Source organism: Microvirgula curvata (assembly GCF_054781615.1).
The window spans coordinates 83,813-101,941 of sequence record NZ_BAAGUB010000003.1 but is presented as its reverse complement, the minus strand read 5'-3'; the positions used below and the strand labels follow the sequence as shown (position 1 = coordinate 101,941).

Here is an 18,129-nt window from a genome sequence, read left to right as displayed (position 1 = left end):
GACGCCAAGGGGACGAGGCGTGGTTACTGGCCGCGCAGGAACAGCCCGTCCAGCTCTTTCATGCTCAGTTGCCGCCAGGTCGGCCGGCCGTGGTTGCACTGGTCGGAGCGTTCGGTGGCTTCCATGTCGCGCAGCAGCGCATTCATCTCGGTCAGCGTCAGCGGCCGGTTGGCGCGGACTGCGCCATGGCAGGCCATGGTGGCCAGCATCTCGTCGCGGCGGGCGGTAATCGCCTCGCTGGCGCCGAGCTCGCGCACTTCGGCCAGCGTGGCCCGCGCCAGCGATACCGGGTCGGCATCGGCCAGCAGCGCCGGGCGGGCGCGGACCGCCAGCTGCGCCGGGCCGAGCACGGTCAGCTCGAAGCCCAGCCTTGCCAGCAGTTCGGCCTGGTCGGCGGCGGTGGCGACTTCAAAGCGGTCGGCCGGGAAGGTGACCGGAATCAGCAGCGGCTGGTTCGGCAGCCCGTCGCGGTTGAACGCGCGCTTCAGCCGTTCGTAGACAATGCGTTCGTGTGCCGCGTGCATGTCGACGATGATCAGCCCGGCGGCGTTTTGTGCCAGCACGTAGACGCCATGCAACTGGGCAATGGCGAAGCCCAGCGGCGGCAGGGTGTCGTCGCCGGTTGTCAGTGCCGGCGCCGGCTCGAGCGGCGAGCCGGTCTGTGGTGCTGGCGCATCGCCGTCATCGCTGCCGGCGGGCCGGACGCCGGCACTGGCGTGTTCCCGGGATTCGATATCGCCGAACAGCAGGCGGTAGGTGTCCAGCCCGCCTTCGGCCGCTTTCAGGTCCAGCGGCCGGGTGCCGCCGCGATAGGCGAAGCCGGCACTGCCATTGCCGCCTGCACTGTAGTGTGGCGTCGGCGAGGCCGTGTCGGGCCGGATGGCGGGGGCATCGGTATCGGGGGCATCGGTATCGGCCGGGCGGTCATCGCCGGTGTCGGCCTGGCCGGCTTCCCGGGTGCGGGTGGTCGCCAGCCGCCGGTTAACGGCATGGAACACGAACTGGTGCACGGCCTGGGATTCGCGGAAGCGCACTTCGACCTTGGTCGGATGCACATTGACGTCGACCGCTTCCGGCGGCACGCGCAGAAACAGCGCGTAGCACGGCTGGCGTTCATGATGCAGCACGTCGCGATAGGCCTGGCGCACGGCATGCGCCAGCAGCTTGTCGCGGACGAAACGGCCATTGACGAAGCAGTACTGCGCATCCCGGCCGGCCTTGCTCAGTGATGGCGAGGCAGCGAACCCGGCGATGGCCAACGGGCCGGCCGCTTCGTCGATATCCAGAGCCGCGGCAACGAAGTCCTTGCCCAGCAGCCGGCCGACCCGGTCGGCCAGCGACTCGGACGGCAGCCGGTTCACCACCCGGCCATTGTGGCGCAGCAGGAATTCGACATGCGGGTAGGCGAGGGCGACGCGCTCGAACACAGTTGCGCAGTGGGCGAATTCGGTCGATTCGCTTTTCAGGAATTTGCGCCGCGCCGGGGTGTTGAAATAGATGTCGGCCACTTCGACCGTGGTGCCCGGGGCGTGGGCGGCCGGTTCCGGTGCTTCCAGTGTGCCGTCCAGTGCCGAGACCGACCAGGCGTGTTCACTGTCGGCAGTGCGGCTGACCAGTGTCATCCGCGAGACCGAAGCGATGCTGGCCAGACCTTCGCCACGGAAACCGAGCGTGGACACCTGCTCCAGATCGTCCAGTGACGAGATCTTGCTGGTGGCGTGGCGGTGCAGCGCCAGTGACAGGTCGTCCTGGCTGATGCCGTTGCCGTCGTCGTTGACCCGGATCAGCTGGATGCCGCCCTGGCCAAGGTCGACGGTGATGCGGCTGGCGTCGGCGTCGAGGCTGTTCTCCAGCAGTTCCTTCAGCGCCGACGCCGGCCGTTCCACCACCTCGCCGGCGGCAATCTGGTTGACGAGATGGTCGGGCAGGCGGTGGATGCGGGACATGCGGGCTCCGGCGGAACGGCAGAAAACGCGATTTTACCGGCTTAGCGCAGCCGGCGTACGCGCCACAGCTCGATCAGGCCGGGCAGGAAGGACACAAAGACGATGGCGACGATCAGCAGCGACAGATTGCTGCGGATGACCGGCAGGTTGCCGAACAGATAACCGGCGTAGCAGATGCCGGCGACCCAGAGCACGGCGCCGACCAGATTGAAGCTGAGGAATTTGCGATAACCCATGCCGCCGATGCCGGCCACGAACGGCGCGAAGGTGCGCACGATCGGCACGAAGCGCGCCAGGATGATGGTCTTGCCGCCATGGCGGGCGTAGAAGTCGTGGGTTTTTTCCAGATACGCGCGACGGAACACGCGCGAATCCGGATTGCTGAACAGCCGGTGGCCGAAATACTTGCCGATCTGGTAATTGACCGTGTCGCCGATCACGGCGGCGGCGATCAGCGTGATCACAAGCAGGTGGACATCCATGCCGCCCAGCGCGGCAATGGCGCCGGCGACGAACAGCAGCGAATCACCGGGCAGGAACGGCATCACCACCAGCCCGGTTTCACAGAATACGATCAGGAACAGGATCAGGTAGATCCACGGCCCGTAGGCGGCGACCAGCTCGGTCAGGTGCACATCGATATGGAGGATGAAATCGATGATGAAGCTGATGAATTCCATGGGGCGCACCGGGGAAAAAGACGGACTGTGCCAGTCCGGAGCTTAAGGATGAATGAATGAGCGGCATGCAAAACGTGCGGCCGCAGCCGCACGTTCACACTACCGATAACCCCGCCCGGAAGCGCGGACGAGCGCAGCGGGGTCAGACGACCGCTTCTTCCTTCGGCTTGACCGGCTTGATCATGTGCTCGCGCGATACGCCGAGCGCCAGTGCGATCGGGCTGGCCACCAGCACCGACGAGTAGATGCCGAACACGATGCCGATGGTCAGCGCCATGGCGAAGCCGTGCAGCGCCGGGCCGCCGAAGAACAGCATCGACAGCACCATCATTTCGGTCGAACCGTGGGTGATGATGGTCCGGCTCATGGTTGCGGTAATGGCGTTGTCGATGATTGCCGCCGTGCTCTTGCCGCGCATGCCCGGCTTGCGGAAGTTTTCCCGGATCCGGTCGAACACCACCACCGATTCGTTGACCGAGTAGCCAAGTACCGCCAGCACCGCCGCCAGCACCGTCAGCGAGAACTCCCACTGGAACAGCGCGAAGCAGCCGAGAATGATCACCACGTCATGCATGTTGGCAATCACGGCCGCGACGGCGAAGCGCCACTCGAAGCGCACGGCCAGGTAGGCGATGATGCCGAGGCAGACGATGGTCAGCGCGGTCAGGCCGTGAGTCACCAGTTCTTCGCCGACCTGCGGGCCGACGAACTCGACCTTGCGCATCTCGACCTGGTCACCGCCGGACTTCAGTGCCGTCAGCACCTCGTTGGAGACCTGGGCCGACGTGCGGTCCTTGATGTTCGGCAGGCGGATCAGCACGTCGCGCGAGGTGCCGAGCATCTGCACCACCGGGTCACCGATATGCAGGCCGTCGATCTGGGTACGGATTTTTTCCGGCTGCGCTGCCTGCTGGTACTGGACTTCCATCACCGTACCGCCGGTGAATTCGACCGAGTAGTTCAGGCCCTTGGCGTACAGGAAGAAGACGGCGGCGAGGAAGGTCAGCAGCGAGATGAGCGTGGTCACCTTGCCGTAGCTCATGAAGCGGATGTCGTGCTTCAGGAAGTGCTTCATCCACCACGGATGTTTGCCGGCCGGGGCCGGCGTCTTGCTGTCTTGCATGAATGAGGTTTCCATCGTTAGGCGGCATCGGGCCGCATGCAGGCGGCGAACACGTCGCCACCGACAGAAAATCAGCCGGGTATGGTAGCACAGGGCCGTCGGCACATTGCTGACGGCCAGCTGATGCCGGCAGGGTTTTTACGGCAGCGCCGCATCGTCGGCACTGCCGCCGTCATCGCCGGATGACGAGGACGACGACACGGATGCCGCCATGTCGGCCGGCAGGTCGATCCAGCCGGCCGAGACGCCGACGCTCAGCATCAGCGACATCACCAGGATCGACACCGGCGCGAACAGCAGGATGCCGGCGATCACCCGGCCGCGCGACAGGCCGCTGATCAGGGTCAGCGAGCGCATCAGCAGCAGGATCGAATAGACCGACAGCGCGAAGTTCAGTCCCTGGCTGACATCCGGCGGCAGCCAGCTGGTCAGCGGCGTCAGCAACTGCGGGGCGTAGGTCAGCACGATCAGGCCGAACAGCGGCGCCGGCCGTTCCCAGCCGGCGTGCTTCATCCAGCCGCCGATAAACACCATGAACAGCAGCGTTTCCGCCCAGGTCAGGATGATGAAGAACAGCATCCGCGTGCCGGCGCCGGCCACGAAGCCGACCGCCTCGTTGCTGGCGGCCGAGGTGATGCCGACCAGCGTCAGCAGCAGCGCACTCTGCCAGAACGGATACTGGTAGGCCTCCAGCGTCCAGATGCGGAAGCGGGCCAGTTCCAGCGCGTCGTCGATCAGTCGCATCAGTCGAACACGACCGTCTTGTTGCAGTACGACAGCACGCGGTTGTCCACATGCCAGCGCACGGCGCGCGACAGCACGACCTTTTCCAGATCGCGGCCTTTTTCGATCAGCGCGTCGACCGCGTCGCGGTGCGAAATGCGGGCCACTTCCTGCTCGATGATCGGGCCTTCGTCGAGATCCTGGGTTACATAGTGGCTGGTGGCGCCGATCAGCTTCACGCCGCGGGCGTGGGCGCGATGGTACGGTTTGGCGCCGTCGAAGGCCGGCAGGAAACTGTGGTGGATATTGATGACGCGGTTCGGGTAGCGACGGACGAAGTCGGCCGACAGCACCTGCATGTAGCGCGCCAGCACCACGAAATCGATACCGGCTTCTTCCAGCAGGCGGAACTGCTCGGCTTCGGCTTCGGCCTTGTTGTCGCGGGTGACCGGCACGACATGGAACGGAATGCCGTTGAACTCGACCAGCCGGCGGCAGTCTTCATGATTCGAGATTACCAGCGGGATGTCGCAGCCGAGCTCGCCGATGCGCCAGCGGTGCAGCAGGTCGACCAGGCAGTGCTCGTACTTCGACACGAAGATCGCCATCCGCGGCTTGCGCGACGACAGCGACACGTTCCAGTCCATCCGGTGCTCGTCGGCGATCGGCTGGAACGCGGCGGCAAAGCTTTCCATCGGCAGGGTGAAACCGTCCAGATCCCATTCCACGCGCATCAGGAACAGGTTCTCGCCGGCATCCTGATGCTGGTCGGCATGCAGGATGTTGGCGTTGTAGGTCATCAGGAAATTGGCGATGGCCGCGACCAGACCCTTCTGGTCCGGGCAGCTCATCAACAGCGTGGCGGAATGTTGTTCGCTCATGATCAATCTGTATAAATGCACGACGGGCTGCCCGAAAAGCAGCCCGTCTCAATCGTAAGGCGGGAGTGCGCGCGAGGTTACGCGTTGCGGTTGGCGGCGTCGAGGGTGTTCTGCAGCAGCGTGGCGACGGTCATCAGGCCCACGCCACCCGGCACCGGCGTGATCCAGCTCGCGCGTTCGCGCGCGGCGTCGAAATCGACGTCGCCGGCCAGCTTGCCGTTGTCGAGGCGGTTGATGCCGACGTCAATGACCACGGCGCCCGGCTTGATCCAGTCACCCTTGACGAAATGCGGGATGCCGACGGCGGCAACGACCAGGTCGGCGTCGCGCACCCTGGCCGGCAGGTCGCGGGTCTGGCTGTGGCAGATGGTCACGGTGGCGCGCTCCATCAGCAGTTCCAGCGCCATCGGCCGGCCGACGATATTCGACTGGCCGATCACCACGGCGTTCATGCCCTTCACGTTGATGCCGGTGTGTTCGAGCATGATCATCACCCCGCGCGGCGTGCACGGGCGCATCAGCGGCATCTTCACCAGCAGACGACCCATGTTGTACGGGTGGAAACCGTCGACGTCCTTGTGCGGCGCAATGCGCTCGATCACGGTTTCCGACGCGATGTGCTCCGGCAGCGGCAGCTGCACCAGAATGCCGTCGACGTCATCGCGTGCATTCAACTGGTCGATCAGTGCCAGCAGCTCGGCTTCGGTGGTGGTGGCCGGCAGGTCATGGGCGACCGAGGTGATGCCGACCTTCTCGCACGAGCGCTTCTTGTTGCGCACATAGACTTCCGAGGCCGGATTGTTGCCGACCAGGATGACCGCGAGGCACGGCGCGCGTTTGCCTGCATCGAGACGAATTTTTACGCCGTTTTCCACCCGGTCGAGCAGATCTGCGGAAATGGTTTTTCCATCAATCAGTTGTGCCGTCATGCCCTTGCTTTCACACCAGAAACCGAAAAGCGGATTTTCGCATTTTTTGGGCTTTTTGCTCAACAGGTGTTGACAGGAATCGTCCGGGTTTTTATAGTGGCGTCCTCTTGTTCGGGGCGTAGCGCAGCCTGGTTAGCGCACCTGATTTGGGATCAGGGGGTCGTGAGTTCGAATCCCACCGCCCCGACCATTCAAGGCAACGCCCGACGGTCCGTGCGCCCGTAGCTCAGTTGGATAGAGCATCGGCCTTCTAAGCCGAGGGTCACAGGTTCGAATCCTGTCGGGCGCGCCACTCGGAGTGGTCAGCAGCAAGAGTTGTAGTACCGGTTTCTGTGGTGGATGTAGCTCAGTTGGTAGAGTCCTGGATTGTGATTCCAGTTGTCGTGGGTTCGAGCCCCATCATCCACCCCAAAATTCACAAGCCCCTGATTCAGCAGAATCAGGGGCTTGTGTCGTTTCGGACGTTGTGGCGCCTGCTGGTCCAGGCTGAATTTCGGAAGATGATTTTGTGTTTTCGGAACTTGACCTGTTGTCGTGAGGTCACCGGACCGGCTTGGCGACCCTTGCTCGTCGTCTGTCGTAGTGCCGTTCGATCAGTGTTCCCCGCGTGCGCGGGGATGAACCGGGCATTCGTCTCGCTCTACTTGAAAGCCGGCATGCCGATGCCGCGTGAATGGCCCGGCGGCAGAATGCCTATGCAGCGTGCTCAGCGTACTCTTCGATAGCTTCGGCTACCCACTCATTCAGGCTTTTCCCCTGTGCGGCTGCAGAAACGGCGGCCGCAGAATGAGTGGCCGGATCAATGCGCACGTTGAATTTGCCAGAATAGGACTTGTAGGGCTCGATACCCTTTTCCGTGCACATAGCCAAGTAAACCCGGAGAGAGGTTTCGCCCTCGGCCTTGAGGCTGGCGACATCCGCCGCATAGAAGTCGGCTCCGCCGCTCAGACCGATGAACTCGCCGCGGAACATCTCGATTTCGGGATCGTAGGCGATGACGGCCTTCTGGCCGTTGATGATCATGATGTTGTTCATGGCTTGACTCCGTTTTCTTCCAACCACTTGCGGACTGATGCTACGGCACCCTTGTCTGTCTCCGGTGACGGGTGGGGCCGGTGAAACACGCGCACCGACCCGAACAGCGTCACGCCGATGCGCGAACCCTCGCGCTCTTCCACCGTGGCGCCCAGTTCGACGAGCAGGGCCTCAATCTCTTTCCAGCGGATGTTGCCGCTGACGGGGCGCTTGAAGATCAGTTCCAGCGTGGATTGGTATCTGCGTTTCATTGATTTATGGTACCAAATTGTAGTACCAAGTCAAACCATTGATGGGTAGATGCGGCGGCTGGTGTCGGTGTTGACCTTCCACCGGCATGGGGCCTTGTTTTTTTGGGGGCGCCCCATGCGACCGGATTTCCAGATCCTTGCCGATGGCAAGGACACTACCGCCACGTGCCGTGACCGTCTGATCAGCCTGCGCATTACCGACAAGGCCGGTCTGGAGAGCGATGCGGTCGAGGTCACGCTCGATGACCGGGATGGTGCCATCGATTGCCGCCCGCAACAGGCTGACCCCCGTGTGCCAGGTTAAAGCCGCCATCGACCGCCTCGACCAGATGAACGAGAGCGACCTGCACTTCATTATCCTGTGACCGGCCGGGGTGTGACGCCGGCGCCACAAACCCTTTCTGGCGACAATAAAGAACCCCTGCAAAATTCCGGGTTTTTATGCAGGGGTCAGATGAGAATCAATGGGGTAGCGGCAAGTGGCCGCCGGTGAGTCCGGTCATGGTCCCCCGTCTTCCGCGATCCGCTTCAACGCCCGCTCGCTGTCGGCATCGACCGGTACGTACACCAGCAAACGATCGCCGTTTCTTGGTGCCGACCACCAATTGACCTGCTGTAGCTCCAGCACACCAACCAGCGGGTGGCGGAAGCGTTTGCTCTGGTTCTCGATGCTGCGCACCTCATTGCGCTGCCAGGTGTCGCGGAAGTCGGCGGAGATGCTGAGAAAACGCTGCAATTGCGCGCCCCATTGCGGGTCTTCCAGATGGCCGGCCATGGCGGCGCGGAACGAGGCGACCATGCGCGGCAGGATATCGTTCCAGTCGGCCAGCCGGCTGCGCCAGACCGGGTGGGTCAGCGCCAGATAAATGCAGTTGCGATCCTCATGCGGGACCTGCGTCAGATCGACGCCGATCAGGCGGCTGTAGGCCGGGTTGTAGCCGAGGATGTCGAAGCGGGCATTCTGGATCAGGGCCGGCAGCGGATCGAGCTGGTCGAGCAGGATGCGGGAAGCGGTCGACAGCCGTTCGCAGGAGGGCGCGTGGGGCGCGACCGGTTCACCGAGGCCGGCAAGGGCGAACAGATGGCGGGTTTCCGCCGCGCTGCACTGCAGGGCGACGGCAATGGCGCCGAGCGATCTGGCCGAGGCCTGGATCGGCCGGCCCTGTTCCAGCCAGGTGTACCAGGTGACGCCGACCTCGGCCAGCTGGGCGACTTCTTCCCGGCGCAGGCCCGGGGTGCGGCGGCGACCGACGCGCGGCAGGCCAAGGCGGACCGGGTCCAGACTTTCCCTGCGGCTGCGCAGAAAGGTACCCAGTTCGCGGGTGCGGTGGGCGGCGGCGTCGGTCTGGGGGGCGCTGGGCATGATGGCATTCCGGTGACGGGCAGTTTTTATACCAGGATAAGCAAGAACTGGTACCCGGTTAAACGATACGCGATGCTGGCACTTCACTCCAGCCGGAACCACGATTGCATCCCATGAAAAACCCCGTTTACCCGCCAGCGCTCGGCCGTGCCGGACTGATGATCCTGCTGGCCGGGCAGTTGCTGCCGATGATCGACTTCTCCATTGTCAATGTTGCGCTCGATGCCATCGCCCGCTCACTGGATGCCACGCCGACACAGCTCGAACTGATCGTCGCCATCTATGGTGTGGCCTTTGCCGTCTGCCTGGCCATGGGTGGCCGGCTTGGCGACAATTTTGGCCGGCGGCGGCTGTTCTGCCACGGTGTCTGGCTGTTCGGCTTCGCTTCGCTGCTGTGCGGGCTGGCGGGTACGGTATGGATGCTGTTGCTGGCGCGGGCGCTGCAGGGCGTCGGCGCCGCGCTGATCGTGCCGCAGATCCTGGCCACCCTGCATGTCAGCCTGCGCGGCCGCGAACATTCGCGTGCGCTCGGTCTGTATGGCGCCATCGGCGGGCTGGCCTTCGTGGTCGGCCAGGTGCTGGGCGGCTTTCTGGTCTCGGCCGATATTGCCGGGCTTGGCTGGCGCAGCGTGTTCCTGATCAATCTGCCGATCTGCGTGCTGGTACTGGGCTGCGCCCGTCTGTGGGTGCCGGAGACCCGGCAAAACGACGCCGCACGCATCGACCGGCCCGGCACCGTGCTGCTGGCGCTGCTGATCGTCTTTCTGCTGCTGCCGCTGGCACTGGGGCCGGCGCAGCACTGGCCGTGGCCGTGCGTGGCGATGCTGCTGGCGGTGCCGCCACTGCTGTGGGCACTGTGGCGGGTCGAGTTGCACCAGGAACGGCGTGGTGCGTTTCCCTTGCTGCCGCCGGCCTTGCTGCGCCTGCCGAGCGTGCGCTTCGGCCTGCTGATCGCCGTGCTGTTCTTCTCGTGCTGGAGTGGCTTCATGTTCGTGGTGGCACTGCTGCTGCAGTCCGGAGCCGGATTGTCGCCCTTCCAGTCCGGCAATGCCTTTATCACGCTGGGCGTGATCTATTTTCTGGCATCGCTGCAGACTGCGCGGCTGGTCGAGCGTTTCGGCAAGGTGGTGACGCTGCGGCTTGGCTGCGTTGTCCAGATGACCGGCCTGCTGGTGCTGATGCTGACGCTGAGCCGGGCATGGCCGCAGCTTGGCGTGCTGAGTCTGGTGCCGGGGTCGTTGCTGATCGGCAGCGGGCAGGCCTTGATCGTCAGCTGCTTTTTCCGCATCGGCCTGTCCGATGTGCCGGTGACCCGGGCCGGTGCCGGCGGAGCCATGCTGACCACGGTGCAGCAGGCCGCACTGGGGCTGGGGCCAGCGCTGCTGGGGGCGGTGTTTGCCCACCGCCTGCACGCGACCGGCGGCGACTACCTGCAGGCGGTGCTGACGGCACTGGCTGCCGAGCTGTGCCTGATGGCAGTGCTGGTGGCCAGTGCCGTACGCTATCGCTGCCGGTGACGGCAGGTACCGCTCAGAGGTTGACCATGGTCAGCTGCGCATCGTTGTAGCGCTGGCCGACCACGCTGGACGGGGGCAGGGCCGCCGTGATGGCGGCGCGTGCGTCGGCATCGAGTTCGATATTGGCGGCGGCGGCATTCTCCTCCAGATGGCTGACGCGGCGTGCGCCGGGGATCGGTACGATCTGTTCATGCTGTGCCAGCAGCCAGGCCAGCGCCAGTTGCGCCGGCGTGCAGCCCCGGCTGGTCGCCAGCCTGGTCAGCGCGTCGACCAGCACCAGGTTGTGGCGCAGCGCCTCGTCCTGGAAGCGCGGCAGCGTGCGGCGGAAATCGTCAGCCGCCAGGCTGTCGGTACTGGTCAGCTTGCCGGTCAGGAAACCGCGTCCGAGCGGGCTGTACGGGACGAAGCCGATGCCGAGTTCGCGGCAGACCGGCAGCACTTCACGTTCGGCATCGCGGCTCCACAGCGAATACTCGGACTGGACGGCGGCAATCGGATGCACCGCGTGCGCGCGGCGCAGCGTGGCCGCCGACACTTCCGACAGGCCAAGGTGGCGCACCTTGCCGGCACGCACCAGTTCGGCCATGGCGCCGACGGTGTCCTCGATCGGCACCTGCGGGTCGACCCGGTGCTGGTACAGCAGGTCGATGCAGTCGACGCCGAGGCGGCGCAGCGAGCCTTCCACCGCCTCGTGCACATGTTCCGGCCGGCTGTCGACGCCGGCCATGCGCTCGGTGCCCTGGCCGTGCGGCAGGATGTTGAAGCCGAATTTGGTCGCCAGCACCACCTGGTCGCGGCGGCCCCTGATGGCGCGGCCAAGCAGGGTCTCGTTGGTATACGGGCCGTAGACTTCGGCGGTATCGAGAAAGCTGACGCCAAGATCAATGGCGCGCTGCAGCGTGGCGATGGCTTCCTGCTCGTCGGCGGCGCCGTAGCCGAAGCTCATGCCCATGCAGCCGAGGCCGATGGCGGAAACGTTCAGGCCTTGCCGGCCCAGTGTGCGGGTTTTCATTGCGGAGTTTTCCTGGTCAGGTGACGACCCCGGTAGTGTCGCGTGCTTCATTGCTGGTGATAAGTCCGCTTATGATGGATGAACTACTGAGGAAAATTCATCAATGACCCGATCCGACAACGAGGTTCGCGCCCATGGCCACCAGGCCCCGCCCGATCTGGGAGAGCTGGACGCCTTCGCCTGCGTGGCGCGCCATCGCAGCTTTCGCAAGGCCGCCGCCGAGCGGCGGGTGTCGGCGTCGGCGCTCAGCCATGCACTGCGCGGACTGGAGGCGCGCATGGGCGTGCGTCTGCTGAACCGCACCACGCGCAGCGTCACCCCGACCGAGGCCGGCGAGCGCCTGCTGGCGCGGCTGGCGCCGGCGCTGCGCGAGATTGGCGAGGCGCTCGACGAGGTCAATCTGTTCCGTGATACGCCCAGCGGCACGCTGCGGCTGAATGTGCCGCGGGCAGCGGCAAGATTGCTGCTGGCGCCGCTGTTCGCACGCTTTCACCAGGCCTGCCCGCAGGTGCGGCTGGAAGTGGTCACGGATGACGGACTGGTGGATATCGTCGCTGGCGGTTTCGATGCCGGCATCCGTTTCGGTGACAGTCTGGCCGGTGACATGGTGGCGCTGCCGCTGGCGCCGGCATCGCGGCTGATTGTCGTTGCCGCGCCGGCCTACGCCGCACTGCACGGACTGCCGGTCACGCCGGACGAACTGAAGGATCACGCCTGCATCGGCCGTCGCTTCCCTGGTGGCGCGGTGTATGACTGGGAGTTTGTCCGCCATGGCCGGCCGCTGGCAGTGCAGGTGAATGGACCACTGCTGCTCGACGATGATGTGCTGATCCTCGGCGCAGTGCTGGACGGCATCGGCCTGGCCTATATGTACGAGGCCATGGTGGCGGACGCACTTGCCGACGGGCGGCTGCTGCGCGTGCTCGACAGCTATTGCCTGCCGCCGCTGGACTTCTTTCTCTATTACCCGGGCCGGCGGCAGATGCCGGCCACGCTGCGGGCGTTTATCGGGCTGTTGCGTCCAGCCGTTGCCGGCTGACGGCCTCGTGCGGAAATGAAAACGCCGCCGGTGCAGGAACGTCTCCCGCGCCGGCGGCGCCTGTCGGGCGGAGCGGATCAGGCGGCGATGGCGGCCTTGCTGCCGGTATCGTGCTTCTCCACTACCATGGCGTCGATCAACTGGATGGTTTCCTGGCTGGCCTTTTCCGCTTCGCGCATCCGGGCGAGGATGGCTTCGCTTTCCCCGGCACCGTGTTCGGCCAGGGTGGCGGTGGCGGTGGCGATATTGTCGCTGACCAGCGATATCCTGGCCTGCAGCGCCTGGAACGAGCGGGTGCTGCCGAACTGCGTCTGGCCTTCGCTCTTGATCCAGGTATCGCTGCGCACGTCGCGCTTGTCGGACTCGCTGGCCTGACGTGCGTCGAGGTGCATGTACGCACCCTGCTTGTAGATGATGTGGTCGACCTTGACCCGCGACACCAGCGATTTGTCGCGTACCAGCGACACGCGGCCGATCACTTCGCTCGACGTTTCCGCCAGGTTCTCGAACTGGCTGCGGAATGCGTCGATTGAGGTCTTGACCCGGGCGGCGGTCTCGCCGCTCTGGCTCGACTTCTCGCGCATGTTGGCGATCAGGTCCGACAGCACGGTCAGCACGTTCTTGACTTCGCCGGCCGTGCTCTTGCTGCGCTCGGCCAGGATGCGCACCTCGTCGGCGACCACGGCAAAGCCACGACCCTGCTCACCGGCCCGCGCCGCCTCGATGGCGGCATTCAGCGCCAGCAGGTTGGTCTGGTCGGCAATGGCGGCAATCGACGACAGCGAGGTCTCGATATGGGTCCATTTTTCGCTGAGGGTCATCGCGGTTTCATTCACCGCGCTGACGCTGTCGACGATGGTATCCAGCTGCAGGCTCAGGTCCTGCGCACTCTTCAGGCTCTCGTCGGCACCGGCGGCATTGCCTTCCGCCAGCCGGGACACCGATTCCATCTCGCTGCTGATCACGTTCAGGTCACTCTGGTTGGAGGCCAGATTGCTCTGCAGGTACTGGGTGTTCAGTTTGTGCAGCTGGGATGACAGCTGGTTCTGGCGCACATAGACGTCGTTGTCCTCCATCGCCTTGATCGCCTTGGCGAACACTTCCATCGACAGCGAGAACACCCCCGGCATCCCGGACGACAGCGGATAGCGGTTGAAATCGCCCTTGCTGATGCGCACGAAGCAGGTATTGATTTCCTTGAAATAGGTCTCGATCAGGTCCATGAAATCGTTGAGTTCCCAGGCGACCAGGCCGATTTCGCCCATGCCCGGCGTGCGGGTTGCGCGGTGGTACAGCTCGCCCTTGTTCGCGTAGCTCAACTGCTCCTTCAGGATGCCGAGAATGGCGAACATCCGCGACGTTTGCCGGTGGACATGGAAGCTCAGCAGGATCGAACAGGCGGGCAGGGCCAGCAGGTACAGGCTGTCGTTGTCGATGAAGACTTCATGGCCGGCCGCGATCAGGATCAGGATGTTGAATGCCAGCAGATACAGATAGGTACGCTGTTTCAGGAACAGCGAGGAAGTGGTGGTGGTGCCCATGTAGGTTGATTCTCTGTTACTTGTTCAGGCCGAGGACGAAATTTTCGTACGAGCCGGCGTGGGCCTTGTCCAGGTAGTCCTGTAACCAGGCCAGCGAGGTATCCGGTGCTGCTGCCTTGCCGGCGGACTGTTCCACCGCGCGCATTTCGGCATAGATTCTGGTCATGGTGTCGATGGCATGCCGGGTCGGCATGCGGCGGACCGAATAATAGCCCTTGGTGCTGCCATCGATGCCATAGTCGGGCGTGACATTGGCGAACACCCAGTAGAACCCGCCATCCGCGGTGTAATTCTTCAGGATGCCGAAGAATTCCTTGCCCTGCATGAGTGTCTTCCACATCAGCCGGAAGACGCCGCGCGGCATGTCCGGGTGGCGGATCAGGTTGTGCGCTTGTCCCAGCAAGGCGGATTCCGCGTAGTTCGACACCTGCATGAACTTCCGGTTGGCATAGGTGATGATGCCTTTCTGGTCCGTCTTGGTGATGATCAGGTCGTCGGGCTGCAGTCGCACTTCCTGGTTGTTCATTGAAATCAACTCCGTTGCTTTGTGTCTTTGCGACCGGTCGTTCGCCATCGGCTACGCCACAACGCCGGCGGTGCATGGCGCACGGCAGGCGAGGGAAATGTCTGCGAGGGAGAGGGGGCGGCGGGAGGGGCGGCGGCCCGCCTGCCCGGGACCGGTACGACTTTTTGTCAGGGCTGCGCGGGCGCAGGGGGGAGGGCGGGTCATGACAGGGCTTCGTGGCAGGGATTTGCTGACGCACGCCGGGATGCCGTGGCGTCCGGTGCGGCCATTCGTCCGCTGTTGTTCCGCATTTTTTTGCGACAATTCTGATGCTGCCGGCATTGACGGAATTTAGGTTAATCCGCTTGCTATTGTCAAGCGGATTGCCTTGTTTTCGCTGGAAAAAATCCGGGTCATGACAAAAAGACAAGGGCGACGCGGCAGGCGTCGCCCTTGTCCCGGGACTGCCGGAAAAACTACTTCTTTTCTACCCGGCCAATCGGATACAGATAGGCATTGGCGTCATAGAACGGCGTGTGCTGGTAGAACCACTGCAGACGGGCGCCGGCATCCCTGGCGAAGGCCTTGTCGGTCTTCAGCTTGTGCTGGAATTCGGCCTTGAGTTTCGGGTCCTGGGCCAGCATCTGCCGCGCCATCGGTTCCATCACGTATTCCTCGGGTTCTTCGGCGGCGACCAGGGTCGAGTTGAAGAAGCCCCATGACCAGAACGAATCCGGGCTGGTCGGTTCGAGCAGGTTCATGGCCAGCACGCCGAGCGGCTGCCGGGCATCGATGACCACCGAGCCGGCCGGGAAAGTCTGCAGGCGCTTGACCGGTTTGGCATCGCCGCTGACCAGCAGGTGGCCTTCATAGCCGGGGATCTGGTTCTTCGCCGCCCGGTCGGGCTCGAAGCCGCCGGCGAGCTTGACGTTGTCCATCCGGTACAGGGTGACTTCGACCGGCGTCGGCTTGTCCAGGGTCTTCATCTGGATGCCGTGCGCGCGCAGCCGCTTGATCACGTCGCTCCACTGCACCGGCACGATGTACTCGGCCGGCCGGGTGACGGTCAGGTCCGGCACGTCGTTGGCGGTGACCGGTACGGTCATCGTCTTCGGCTTGTTGGTCCACTTGATGGTTTTCTGGCCGGTAATCGGCGACATCTCGTAGGTGTAGGCGCCGCCGGTGAACTGGACTTTCTTCGGTGTACCCGGCTTCCAGGTCAGGGTGACCTTGTCGTCGGACAGTGCCTTGCTGCGGTCGGCGGCAATGGCGGTCTTCAGCGAGCCGGCATTGTTGCCGACCGATTCGAACATCGCCTTCAGCATTACGTAGTTGCCGAGCACCTGGGTCTTGTACGGGTGCAGCGCATGCTGTTCGATCAGCACCGAGGGCACGCTGCGGATATCGCCGTACTGGTTCGAGAAGCGGGCCAGGTCGGTACGGTACGGGTAGTAGCCCTGGGTCAGGTCCTTGTTGTCGTTCAGGCTGATGCACTCGTGGATCTGGTGGCCGTAGCTCTGCACTTCCTTGTAGACGTGCGGCTGCATCACGGTATCCATCCAGCGGGTCGCGGCCGGCGACCAGCCTTCGCCGTTATTGCAGTACGAGCTGTCGTACGGATACATGGCGCCGTCGGTCGAGTGGGTGTCGGCGAAGAAACTCAGGTCGTACTGGTTGAACACCCAGGCCACGTTGCGGATTTCGGCACTGTCGAGCTTGGTGAAGTCGCGGTTCAGGTTCAGGTTCTGGCCGTTGACGCGCCAGCCGGTGATGTCCGGACCGTTCTGGTTGATGCGGCCATAGGCGCTGGTGCGCATGTCGCCGTCAACGTTGACGGTCGGGATGAACAGGATGTTGACCTTGTCCAGAATCGACGCCAGCGGCTTCTTGCCGGTGGTCATGTCGCGCAGCAGCATGAACATCGCGTCCTTGCCGTTGGCTTCACCCGGGTGGATTTCTGCTTCGACCAGCACGGTCGGCTTGCCGGACTTCTTCAGGCCTTCCGGGCTCTTGTCCGCCGACGTCGACGCGACGGCCAGCATCATGTCGTAGCCTTCGGCGCTTTTCTCCGGCATCCAGGTCAGCTTGATCGCGCCACTGGAGGCGGCCGCGAGTTTCTTCATGTACTCGACGGTCTGCGTGTAGTTGCTGGTCTTGTGGAAGTCGCTGGCCTCGGCGACGGTGGCGAGCGGATTGTCGGCACCGACCAGGAACCGGGTGCTGGTCAGCGTCTGCTCGAACATCGGCGGCAGAATGCGGGTCTTGGCGGCCGGAACGGCGGTCGAATCGTCGATATAGCCCGGGGCTTGTGGCAGGGCTGCCAGTGCCGGCAGGCTCATGATGGCGAGCGCGCTGGTGGCAAGGGCGAAACGACGGGAAGGGAAGGTGTGCATTTATGGCTCTCCGTAACGGGTGAGGCATGAAAGCGGGGTCCGGTCGCGTAACGGACGTCGAGTCCGGTGTTGGCCGGAAGATCGGCGACTGGGCGCAGGCCGGGCGGCCGCCCGACTATCCACGATGGAATCCGGCGCCTGCATGCCGGGTGGGCATTCGAACGCGGATTCCGAGGTAATAAGTATATTAACTATTTCTTAAATTTAGGGTGATGCAGATCAATTGGGTGTAGCTGCAATTTTCGCAGGCACAAGAAAAAAGACTCGTGCGGGACGAGTCTTTGTCTTTTCCGTGTTCCTGTCGCCGCGTTTATTGCAGTGCCTCGGCAATGATGTGGCGGTAGGCGGCACTGAAGTCCGCAATGGCCTTGCGGACACGCTCGACATCGCGTGCGGTGACCGCCTTCAGCGTGGCGTCGACCAGCTGGTTGGTCATGGCCATCTGCGTCTTGCCGCTCTTCAGCACGGCGTAGAAGCAGCGCTGGGTCAGCGGCAGCAGGTCGTCCAGCGTCTGTTCCAGATAGCGGTTGCGGCCGAGCGGATACAGTGCGCTGAGCAGGGCGACCGAGCTGTCGTAGTACGCTTCGAGGTCATCATGCTGCTGGGCTTCCATCAGCCGGGTGCTGATGTCGAAGAACGGCGCCAGTTCTTCGTTGTCCCAGGTCTGGCAGAAGGTGACCACCACCCGTTCGATCAGTGCGAACCACAGGTCGAAGAACTCGTCGGCGCTTTCCGCTCCGAGTTCCGCCACCACGGCGCCGCGGCGCGGGTAGATATTGACCAGATGGCGGCGTTCCAGCAGCAGCAGCGCTTCGCGCACCGACCCGCGGCTGACGTCCAGTTCGGCGGCAATGCGCAGTTCCTGGATGCGCTCGCCGGCATGCATGTCGTTCTGGATGATCTGCTTGCCCAGATAACGGGCAATCTGCTCCGTCAGGGAATCGTTGGCTTTGAATGTCATGATATGAACATGCCCGGTATTTTTAATATTAGTATTTTCCTATACGCTGCGACGGCACACAAGATTGTCTTGGTGTTTGACACAAGAACATGGCGCAGGGTGTCGCATTTATGTCGGAATGACCGGGGCTGGCGTGGTTGGACAAGTGCCGCAGATTCGCGTATCCATTAGCTGGAAACTGGTAGTACTATGACATTAAACACTTGTTTAACCCCGTCCGCCCGGCTTGC

Annotated in this window: 17 protein-coding genes and 3 tRNA genes; 6 read left to right on the top strand and 14 right to left on the bottom strand. The window is 63.7% G+C overall.

Features of this window, described 5'->3' with window-relative positions; all coding sequences use genetic code 11:
- Nucleotides 1-23: 23 nt before the first annotated feature.
- From mutL to folD, 6 genes are all read right to left on the bottom strand, one after another.
- Nucleotides 24-1,946: a DNA mismatch repair endonuclease MutL gene (gene mutL / locus ACYVG8_RS00695; protein WP_460744897.1), complete on the bottom strand. Its 1,923-nt coding sequence runs from the start codon at nucleotides 1,944-1,946 to the stop codon at nucleotides 24-26.
- 41 nt (nucleotides 1,947-1,987) lie between these two features.
- Nucleotides 1,988-2,626 (bottom strand): DedA family protein, encoded by a 639-nt coding sequence (locus tag ACYVG8_RS00690; RefSeq protein WP_107889436.1) that lies wholly within the window; start codon nucleotides 2,624-2,626, stop codon nucleotides 1,988-1,990.
- 142 nt (nucleotides 2,627-2,768) lie between these two features.
- Nucleotides 2,769-3,701 (bottom strand): protein translocase subunit SecF, encoded by a 933-nt coding sequence (gene secF, locus ACYVG8_RS00685; protein ID WP_028497743.1) that lies wholly within the window; start codon nucleotides 3,699-3,701, stop codon nucleotides 2,769-2,771.
- 186 nt (nucleotides 3,702-3,887) lie between these two features.
- The gene (locus tag ACYVG8_RS00680) at nucleotides 3,888-4,493 is read right to left on the bottom strand and encodes a hypothetical protein (protein WP_028497744.1); all 606 of its coding nucleotides are present in this window, start codon (nucleotides 4,491-4,493) and stop codon (nucleotides 3,888-3,890) included.
- Nucleotides 4,493-5,353, bottom strand: a complete 861-nt coding sequence (gene purU, locus ACYVG8_RS00675; protein ID WP_028497745.1) for a formyltetrahydrofolate deformylase — start codon at nucleotides 5,351-5,353, stop codon at nucleotides 4,493-4,495. Before purU ends, ACYVG8_RS00680 begins: the two co-directional genes overlap by 1 nt.
- A gap of 77 nt (nucleotides 5,354-5,430) precedes the next feature.
- Nucleotides 5,431-6,282, bottom strand: coding sequence for a bifunctional methylenetetrahydrofolate dehydrogenase/methenyltetrahydrofolate cyclohydrolase FolD (gene folD / locus ACYVG8_RS00670; RefSeq protein WP_028497746.1), 852 nt, complete (start codon nucleotides 6,280-6,282; stop codon nucleotides 5,431-5,433).
- A 112-nt stretch (nucleotides 6,283-6,394) separates the two neighbouring features.
- Here folD and ACYVG8_RS00665 point away from each other — a divergent pair.
- The 3 genes from ACYVG8_RS00665 (at nucleotide 6,395) to ACYVG8_RS00655 (ending at nucleotide 6,693) form a co-directional block, all read left to right on the top strand.
- Nucleotides 6,395-6,472: transfer RNA gene (locus ACYVG8_RS00665), tRNA-Pro, on the top strand.
- Nucleotides 6,473-6,497: 25 nt separating this feature from the next.
- Nucleotides 6,498-6,574 (top strand) — tRNA-Arg (locus tag ACYVG8_RS00660).
- A gap of 43 nt (nucleotides 6,575-6,617) precedes the next feature.
- A tRNA-His gene (locus ACYVG8_RS00655) sits at nucleotides 6,618-6,693 on the top strand.
- 282 nt (nucleotides 6,694-6,975) lie between these two features.
- Here the strand turns inward: ACYVG8_RS00655 and ACYVG8_RS00650 are convergent.
- On the bottom strand, nucleotides 6,976-7,317 hold the full coding sequence (locus ACYVG8_RS00650; protein WP_028497747.1) for a type II toxin-antitoxin system HicB family antitoxin: 342 nt from the start codon (nucleotides 7,315-7,317) through the stop codon (nucleotides 6,976-6,978).
- Nucleotides 7,314-7,568 carry a type II toxin-antitoxin system HicA family toxin gene (locus ACYVG8_RS00645; protein ID WP_112692131.1) on the bottom strand — a complete coding sequence of 85 codons (255 nt, stop codon included), beginning with the start codon at nucleotides 7,566-7,568 and terminating at the stop codon, nucleotides 7,314-7,316. The genes ACYVG8_RS00650 and ACYVG8_RS00645 overlap by 4 nt, the downstream gene beginning before the upstream one ends.
- A 115-nt stretch (nucleotides 7,569-7,683) precedes the next feature.
- Here ACYVG8_RS00645 and ACYVG8_RS00640 point away from each other — a divergent pair, with 115 nt between their 5' ends.
- The gene (locus tag ACYVG8_RS00640) at nucleotides 7,684-7,872 is read left to right on the top strand and encodes a hypothetical protein (protein ID WP_460744896.1); all 189 of its coding nucleotides are present in this window, start codon (nucleotides 7,684-7,686) and stop codon (nucleotides 7,870-7,872) included.
- Nucleotides 7,873-8,067: 195 nt separating this feature from the next.
- Here ACYVG8_RS00640 and ACYVG8_RS00635 read toward each other — a convergent pair whose 3' ends face one another.
- Nucleotides 8,068-8,931 (bottom strand): helix-turn-helix transcriptional regulator, encoded by an 864-nt coding sequence (locus tag ACYVG8_RS00635; protein WP_028497749.1) that lies wholly within the window; start codon nucleotides 8,929-8,931, stop codon nucleotides 8,068-8,070.
- Between the two features lie 113 nt (nucleotides 8,932-9,044).
- Here ACYVG8_RS00635 and ACYVG8_RS00630 point away from each other — a divergent pair, with 113 nt between their 5' ends.
- Nucleotides 9,045-10,448 (top strand): MFS transporter, encoded by a 1,404-nt coding sequence (locus ACYVG8_RS00630; RefSeq protein WP_460744895.1) that lies wholly within the window; start codon nucleotides 9,045-9,047, stop codon nucleotides 10,446-10,448.
- 13 nt (nucleotides 10,449-10,461) lie between these two features.
- Here the strand turns inward: ACYVG8_RS00630 and ACYVG8_RS00625 are convergent, their stop codons facing one another.
- Nucleotides 10,462-11,460: an aldo/keto reductase gene (locus ACYVG8_RS00625; protein ID WP_460744894.1), complete on the bottom strand. Its 999-nt coding sequence runs from the start codon at nucleotides 11,458-11,460 to the stop codon at nucleotides 10,462-10,464.
- 103 nt (nucleotides 11,461-11,563) lie between these two features.
- Between ACYVG8_RS00625 and ACYVG8_RS00620 the strand changes: the two genes are divergently transcribed.
- Nucleotides 11,564-12,499 (top strand): LysR family transcriptional regulator, encoded by a 936-nt coding sequence (locus ACYVG8_RS00620; protein WP_460744893.1) that lies wholly within the window; start codon nucleotides 11,564-11,566, stop codon nucleotides 12,497-12,499.
- 77 nt (nucleotides 12,500-12,576) lie between these two features.
- Here ACYVG8_RS00620 and ACYVG8_RS00615 read toward each other — a convergent pair whose 3' ends face one another.
- The 4 genes from ACYVG8_RS00615 to ACYVG8_RS00600 all read right to left on the bottom strand — a co-directional run bounded on the left by ACYVG8_RS00615 (nucleotide 12,577) and on the right by ACYVG8_RS00600 (nucleotide 17,899).
- A complete protein-coding gene (locus ACYVG8_RS00615; RefSeq protein WP_107889442.1) occupies nucleotides 12,577-14,040 on the bottom strand; it encodes a methyl-accepting chemotaxis protein in 1,464 nt (487 codons plus the stop codon).
- A 16-nt stretch (nucleotides 14,041-14,056) separates the two neighbouring features.
- Nucleotides 14,057-14,566, bottom strand: coding sequence for a PAS domain-containing protein (locus ACYVG8_RS00610; RefSeq protein ID WP_036384701.1), 510 nt, complete (start codon nucleotides 14,564-14,566; stop codon nucleotides 14,057-14,059).
- Nucleotides 14,567-15,021: 455 nt separating this feature from the next.
- Nucleotides 15,022-16,938 carry a M14 family metallopeptidase gene (locus ACYVG8_RS00605; RefSeq protein WP_460744892.1) on the bottom strand — a complete coding sequence of 639 codons (1,917 nt, stop codon included), beginning with the start codon at nucleotides 16,936-16,938 and terminating at the stop codon, nucleotides 15,022-15,024.
- Nucleotides 16,939-17,248: 310 nt separating this feature from the next.
- The gene (locus tag ACYVG8_RS00600) at nucleotides 17,249-17,899 is read right to left on the bottom strand and encodes a GntR family transcriptional regulator (RefSeq protein ID WP_107889444.1); all 651 of its coding nucleotides are present in this window, start codon (nucleotides 17,897-17,899) and stop codon (nucleotides 17,249-17,251) included.
- Between the last annotated feature and the right edge of the window lie 230 nt (nucleotides 17,900-18,129).